The organism is Yoonia sp. (assembly GCF_046498525.1).
Lineage (GTDB): Bacteria > Pseudomonadota > Alphaproteobacteria > Rhodobacterales > Rhodobacteraceae > Yoonia.
The window spans coordinates 1-6,752 of record NZ_JAWOAN010000250.1 but is presented as its reverse complement, the minus strand read 5'-3'; the positions used below and the strand labels follow the sequence as shown (position 1 = coordinate 6,752).

The window sequence follows — 6,752 nt, the reverse complement described above, 5'->3', positions numbered from 1 at the left end:
TTTGATCTGGACGCTGAACAACTTGCCCGGCGCCTCACTGAAACCGGAACGGAAGTCGAGGCTGTTGAGATTCCCTGTGAGCGTTTTCACGGGGCAGTCAGCGCCAGGATAGAAAAACTCGAGGTTCATCCCGAGAGGGGTGATCTATATATAGCCGAGGTCGACACCGGTACTGAAAAAACCCTTTGCGTCTCGGCGGCTGTTCTGCCTTTCCTGTATCCAAGCCGTTATTGTGAATCGGATCGTTTTACGGAAATGGCGGCATCAGTCGCAACGCAATCTGGGCGAGGCCTGCACGGCCGCCAACCGCATTTACGTGCATGAAGATGTGGCAGAGGCATTTACCACCAAATTCACCGCCGCCATGAGCGCCTTGAAGGTCGGCGACGGCACCGACCCGTCCGTTGATGTGGGCCCTTTGGTGAACGCCGACACCCGCGACAAGGTCGCCGCTTTCGTCGCAGATGCGGTGGCAAAAGGCGCCAAGATCGAATGTGGTGGCACCACCCCCAACGGAACAGGCTTTTTCTACCCGCCGACCGTGATGTCCAACGTCTCAGAGGACGCCGACTGCGTGCATGACGAAATCTTTGGCCCTGTCGCCGCGATCCAGACCTTCACTGATCAGGAAGACGTGATCCGCCGCGCCAATGACACCGAATACGGGCTGGTCGCCTATGTCTTCTCCAAAGACATGAAGCGCGCCTTGCAGGTCTGCGAGCGGCTGGAATACGGCATGGTCGGCCTGAACCGTGGCTTGGTCTCTGATCCCGCAGCACCCTTTGGCGGCGTGAAACAATCAGGGCTGGGGCGTGAAGGCGGACATGAAGGCATGCTCGAATTCATGGAAACGCAATATATCTCGGCCAGTTGGTGAATATGATGACAGATGTAATCGCCTCTCCTTCCGTCCGCACCCTTGCAGGTCAAAAAGGCATTGATCTGGAAAAACTGGCCCGCGATCTGGGCCGGACCACCATCGCCCGCGAGGATCTGACAGGTGATGCCAAACCTGCATTGCCCCAAAGCGATCACAGCAAGTACTGGGATGTGGATCACAGACAGTTCGGCCCTGTGACCGAAGAACCGCTGAGCCGTTTTGCCCAGGTCGCCGCCGGAAACCTCGGCGCCGCAAACGCCATGATCCCGCAGGTCACCCATCACGACCGCGCTGATGTGTCCGCGATCGAAGCCCTGCGCAAGGCACTGAAGCCAGAAGCGCAGGCGCGCGGCGTGAAACTGACAGCACTGGCCTTTCAGGTCAAAGCGCTGGCACGGGCTTTGCGTGAATTTCCGCGTTTCAATGCGTCGCTGACACCGGATGGCAAAGCGCTGATTCTCAAGGATTATGTGCATATCGGCATCGCCGTCGATACAGCCCATGGCCTGATGGTTCCCGTTATCCGCGATGCGGATCGCAAGGGGCTTTGGCAGATTGCCGCCGAAATCACCGATCTGGCGGGTCGCGCGCAGGCGCGCAAAGTGGGCCCTGACGAAATGGGCGGCGCGTCAATGTCCATCAGCAATCTGGGCGGTATCGGCGGCACGGCTTTCACGCCTATTGTGAACCCACCAGAGGTGGGGATCCTTGGTCTGACGCGTACCGAAATTACACCCGTCTGGGATGGTGAGGCATTTCAGCCGGTACCTATGGTGCCGCTTGATCTCAGCTACGATCACCGTGTCATCAACGGCGCGGAAGCGGCGCGCTTTGTGACCTATCTTGCCGGTTTGCTCGGCGATCCACGCCGGATCATGGTCTAGAGGAACATCATCATAAGCAACCATGCCGAAGTGATGTTCATCGGGGCGAGCCCCGATACGCACTGCGGTCTGGGGCCAATCTGGTCGGATCAAACGCAGGAAAGTTGCTGGCCGAATGTACGCTGGCTATCGAAATGGGTGCGACCCTCGAAGACATCGCTCTGTCTGTACATGCCCGTCGCACCGTTTCTGAAACGGTCGAATTTGCCGCTGAACGCGCATTAGGGACACTGACTGATCCGTAAGCACGCTCTGCTGCCAATCTGCGCAGATATCCTGCTTGACGTCTTCCGGTCGCATTGTGGATCGCTCTATCCGTAGGCACGTTTCCACACCGCTTAAGGAACTGACACGCGAGATGGTCCGCGATAATCGTGGGACTGCCACCGATATGTCTGTCAAATGAGCCCCACCCTCAAAACGACCTTCGATCAGGGCGCGATCTCGGCAAGGTCTACGACGCGTTTTTCAGCCACCGAAAGCAGTGCTGCATCAGCCAATGCCAAAGCCATCAAACCATCGTGGCCAGTGGTTGCAGGCGGGATGCCTTGTGTCAGGGCTTCTACAAACGAAGCAATTTCATTGGCATAGGCCGCCGTATAGCGGGACATGAAGAAATTCAGGAGTGGCGGGCGCGTATAACCGTTTCCGTTCGCGACTTCGATGCGCGCTTCGTGATGGTTTTCTGCGCGGACAGCCCCGAGCGAGCCATGAACCTCGATCCGCTGATCATATCCATATGTTGCACGGCGTGTGTTGTTGATGGTGCATTGTCTGCCGCTGGCGGTCATCAGGATGACGTTCAGACTGTCATAATCACCCAGAGCGGCAATTTCAGGGTCCGTAAGAACGGATGCTGCGGCCTGAACCGACCGGACCTCTTCACCCAGCAGCCAGCGGGCCACATCAAAGTCGTGAATGGTCATGTCGCGGAAGATGCCACCGGAGCGTTTGATATAATCGGCGGGTGGGGCCCCCGGATCACGACTGGTCAAAGTGACCATCTCGACATCACCGATCTGACCATCGTCGATGGCCTGCTTGAGGGCCATGAAATCAGGATCAAAGCGACGCTGGAAACCAACCATCAGGATACCGCTCTCGGCCTCGACCGTCTTGAGGCATTCGCGCACACGAGCCACTGAGAGATCTACAGGCTTTTCGCAGAACACGGCCTTGCCGGCGCGGACGAACTGTTCGATCAGATCAGCGTGCGTATCTGTCGGCGTGCAGATAACGACCGCATCAATGTCCTCCGATCCTGCGATCTGGTCAATCGTGCGGACGTCACATCCATATGTGTCGCGGACATTTTCGGCGGCAGAAGCGATCGGATCGGCAACGGCAGTCAATTCTGCGCCATTCACCGACGCAATCGCGCGGGCATGTACCTGCCCGATCCGTCCCGCACCCAAAACACCGAACTTTACTGTCATCTCTTTATCTCCCGGACGTGCAGTCCATTGTTCTGGGTAAGCCCCAGGAACGTGTTGATCGAATTCCACGACCGATCCGGTCATGGCCCCGGAACCGGGGTTGGACACATATGCCGCCTACCCTGCGACATCGGCCGGTTTTCCCAAGCGTCACAGCATGGCTCACCTCGGTCTGCATAATGCAGCTCCCCATTGACTCAGAGGCGTCCGATGCCTGGCCGCCAGCCAGACTGCGGCGATGTAGAGGCGATAAAGTCCATCGGGTCAATCTACATCGCAGCATTTCACTTCATTGATGTAAGCTAGTCCACGATAGTTGGCAGTTTCACCTATAGAGGCGGCTACCACTCATCGTCGCTCAGGCCCAATTTCTGAAGTCTTGAATAAAGCGTCGTTGGCCGTATGCCCAGCAATTCCGCCGCTCCGCCACGGCCGGATACGCGCCCTTTAGCCTGCTTCATGCAAGCAATCAGATTTGCAATCCGCATCTGCTCGATGTCCGCCTCGGAAAGCAGCGTAGACGCATTTCGCGACACCGACGTCACCGGATTCTGCATGTCAACGACGAGCTTTCCCGCATGCGACACGATCGCACTGCGTTCAATCACATTCGCCAATTCACGCACGTTTCCAGGCCAGTCATACTGCTTGAGTTGCGCCATGATCCGCTCTGTGACGATGGGGACCTTACGCCCCATTCTTTTGCATGCAAGCTTGAGCAGATGTGCAACCAGCAACGGAATGTCCTCCACGCGGTCCCGCAACGGCGGGCAGTGGATCGGGAAGACATTCAGGAACAGAAAAAGATCCTGCCTCAGACGCCCCGCCTGTACTTCGTTTTCCAAATTACGGCTGGTCGAGGCAATCACACGAAGTTCGACAGATCGGCTACGGTCGTCACCCATGCGCACGACAGAACGCTGCTGAAGCATCTCCAAAAGCTGCCCTTGATGTTCAAACGGAATGTCGCTGATCTCGTCGATAAAAAGCGTGCCACCATGCGCAAGCTCGATTTTCCCGGGCATGTCGCGCAACGCGCCCGCAAAAGCGCCACGGACATGGCCGAAGAGCTCGCTTTCGAACCGGTCGGCAGATACAGCGCCGCCCTTGAAATGAATCATCGCCCTGCGCTTGCGGCTGCTGTCATTGTGAATGGCCGAAGCCACAAGCGATTTACCTGTACCACTTTCGCCGGTGATCAAAACATTCGCATCCGTTCGCGAAACCAGTTCGATCTGTTTGATCAGCTGCCGGATCGCGGGTGAAGTCCCGATGATCTCGTGATGCGCGCGCTCTATATTGATGGCTTCCTGGAGGTAGGCATTTTCCTGTTCCAAGCGGTCGCGCAAGGCTGCAATTTCGTCCATCGCCGAATGTAGCTTGCGTTCGTTTTCCCACCGCTCTGTAATATCCCGAAAAATTACAACGGCACCGACCAGAACCTGACCGTCGTAAATTGGGGTGGACACATATTCAACCCGAATGGGTTTGCCGTCCTTGCGCCAAAAGACCTCGTTTTCAATCCTGTTCACCTGCTCAAAGCGGAAAGACTGATAAATCGGGCATTGGTGTGATGGATACACGTCCCCACTCAGGTGATGGTGATGGATCATCTGGTGAATATCGTGACCAAGAAGGTCTTCGGTCGTCCAGCCCAGCATTTCTTGGGCGGCCCCGTTGACGAACGTCGTTTTTCCGTCCGCATTGACACCATAGATACCTTCGCCTGCAGCATCCAGGATCAACTGGTTTTGTCGTTCCAGTTCGGAAAAAAACGACTGCGCACGCTGCCATTCCAAGATCCCGCCGCCATACATCTGTGCAGCCGCGGCCTCTTCCGCGTGCTGGTTGAGGGCTTCCAGATCAAGGATATTCAACAGTAATGCCTGCGTGCCTTGCAAGGCCAGACAGCGCCCCGTGAGTTCGCATTCAATGGGCTGCCCTTCTGGACCGCGCAGCGCAATCTTGCGGGTCCAGGCACTGCCGCGGTGCTGCACTTCATCAATAAAGACAACGAAATCCGCAAGGCTTTTCAATACTTTTGGCGCAAACCGGCGACCGACAAGGACGGGTTCACCAAAAAGCGCACATGCTTCCGGCGTGGCCGAGAGCACCCTGTCCGTCGCAAGGTTGAGCAGAACTGTCGGACCGAATGCCCCTGCCAGATGGGAATCATATGTCTTTTCTTCAGGCGTCATTCCGCCATCGAAGACAAGGCGAGGGCGAAACGCAATACGAAATTTCGTAAATTACGATAATTCGTAAGATGTCCTTCAAGAAAATCAAATTAAGTTGCTGTTAAATAATAATATTTTTTTCGTTTATTTTGTCCTGTAATCCATTTTTTCAGTTCCCTGACTGCGCCAAGATGATGTCACAACAGCGACGGAGAGTGTTATGACAGTGAAATCCTTGGGGAACCCCTATTCATCTGAAACCGATTTACGGCATGGCCAAAGCTGTTCCTGTGACAGTTGCAAGGCTACTGCGAAACCGGCGACCAGACAGATGTCCAGCGAAGACATGCTGGAACAAGCTGTCGATAGTGCAATCGTGCGGTCGGTCTTTGGGCAAAGCGACATCGGGCGCCGCTCTTTCATGGGCATGGTCGGGGGAACGACCGCTGCTGCCGCGCTGGCCTCTGTCTTTCCGATCAATGAAGCGAAAGCGGCCATCCTTGATAATCTGGGCCCACCCGAGAAAACAGACCTCAACATCGGCTTCGTGCCGATCACCTGTGCGACACCGATTATTATGGCGCAACCTTTGGGCTTTTACGAACGCTACGGGCTGAACGCGCAAGTGATCAAAACAGCAGGCTGGGCCGTCGCGCGGGATAAATCACTTTCAGGCGAGTATGACGCCAGCCATATGCTGACACCGATGCCCTTGGCGATGACATTGGGGGCCGGCTCCGTAGCCGAGCCCTATATCATGCCAGCAGTCGAGAATATCAACGGCCAGGCAATCGTGTTGTCCAATGAACACCTCGACAAGCGTGACCCAACCCAGTGGAAGGGTTTCACCTTCGGCGTGCCCTTTGAATACTCCATGCATAACTTCCTGCTGCGCTATTACGTGGCAGAGTTCGGACTAGACCCCGACGTCGACATCCAAATCCGGGTCGTACCACCGCCCGAGATGGTTGCCAACCTACGTGCCGGCAATCTTGACGGCTATCTGTCGCCGGATCCATTCAACCAGCGTGCCGTTTATGAAGGCATCGGCTTTATCCACATCCTGACCAAGGAAATCTGGGAAGGCCACCCTTGCTGCGCATTCGCCGCGCCGCTGTCTTTTGCAACCGAATTGCCGAACACTTACGGCGCTTTGCTGAAGTCAATCATCGACGCGACGCAATATGCCTCAAATGCTGATAACAGGGTCGAGATTTCCGAAGCCATTGCACCAACCAACTATCTGAACCAGCCCGTGACGGTGATCCAGCAAGTACTCACCGGTACCTACGCGGATGGTCTGGACGAGGTGAAGCGCGTGCCGGACCGGATCGATTTCGATCCGTTCCCGTGGCATTCCCCGGATAACGAACAT

General features: G+C 56.0%; 6 protein-coding genes. 4 read left to right on the top strand and 2 right to left on the bottom strand.

The genetic code is table 11. The features are described 5' to 3' along the window. Window positions 1-232: 232 nt before the first annotated feature. The 3 genes from R6T97_RS15020 to R6T97_RS15010 all read left to right on the top strand — a co-directional run bounded on the left by R6T97_RS15020 (window position 233) and on the right by R6T97_RS15010 (window position 2,009). Window positions 233-877: an aldehyde dehydrogenase family protein gene (locus tag R6T97_RS15020; protein ID WP_410350097.1), complete on the top strand. Its 645-nt coding sequence runs from the start codon at window positions 233-235 to the stop codon at window positions 875-877. Between the two features lie 2 nt (window positions 878-879). Next, a complete protein-coding gene (locus R6T97_RS15015) occupies window positions 880-1,764 on the top strand; it encodes a 2-oxo acid dehydrogenase subunit E2 (protein WP_410350096.1) in 885 nt (294 codons plus the stop codon). Between the two features lie 62 nt (window positions 1,765-1,826). Beyond that, a complete protein-coding gene (locus R6T97_RS15010; RefSeq protein WP_410350098.1) occupies window positions 1,827-2,009 on the top strand; it encodes a hypothetical protein in 183 nt (60 codons plus the stop codon). Between the two features lie 186 nt (window positions 2,010-2,195). Here the strand turns inward: R6T97_RS15010 and iolG are convergent, their stop codons facing one another. Both iolG and R6T97_RS15000 read right to left on the bottom strand, forming a co-directional pair. After that, window positions 2,196-3,200 carry an inositol 2-dehydrogenase gene (gene iolG, locus R6T97_RS15005; RefSeq protein WP_410350095.1) on the bottom strand — a complete coding sequence of 335 codons (1,005 nt, stop codon included), beginning with the start codon at window positions 3,198-3,200 and terminating at the stop codon, window positions 2,196-2,198. Window positions 3,201-3,541: 341 nt separating this feature from the next. After that, window positions 3,542-5,398 carry a sigma-54 interaction domain-containing protein gene (locus R6T97_RS15000; RefSeq protein ID WP_410350094.1) on the bottom strand — a complete coding sequence of 619 codons (1,857 nt, stop codon included), beginning with the start codon at window positions 5,396-5,398 and terminating at the stop codon, window positions 3,542-3,544. 199 nt (window positions 5,399-5,597) lie between these two features. On the opposite strand from R6T97_RS15000, the gene R6T97_RS14995 reads away from it, so the two are divergent. Further along, window positions 5,598-6,752: CmpA/NrtA family ABC transporter substrate-binding protein (locus tag R6T97_RS14995; RefSeq protein WP_410350093.1), on the top strand; the 1,155-nt coding region annotated here is incomplete at its 3' end.

Excerpts from the sequence above, each read along its gene's own strand:
- R6T97_RS15015 (WP_410350096.1), top strand. The coding sequence starts at position 880 with ATGATGACAGATGTAATCGCCTCTCCTTCCGTCCGCACCCTTGCAGGT.
- iolG (WP_410350095.1), bottom strand. The coding sequence starts at position 3,200 with ATGACAGTAAAGTTCGGTGTTTTGGGTGCGGGACGGATCGGGCAGGTA.
- R6T97_RS15000 (WP_410350094.1), bottom strand. The coding sequence starts at position 5,398 with ATGACGCCTGAAGAAAAGACATATGATTCCCATCTGGCAGGGGCATTC.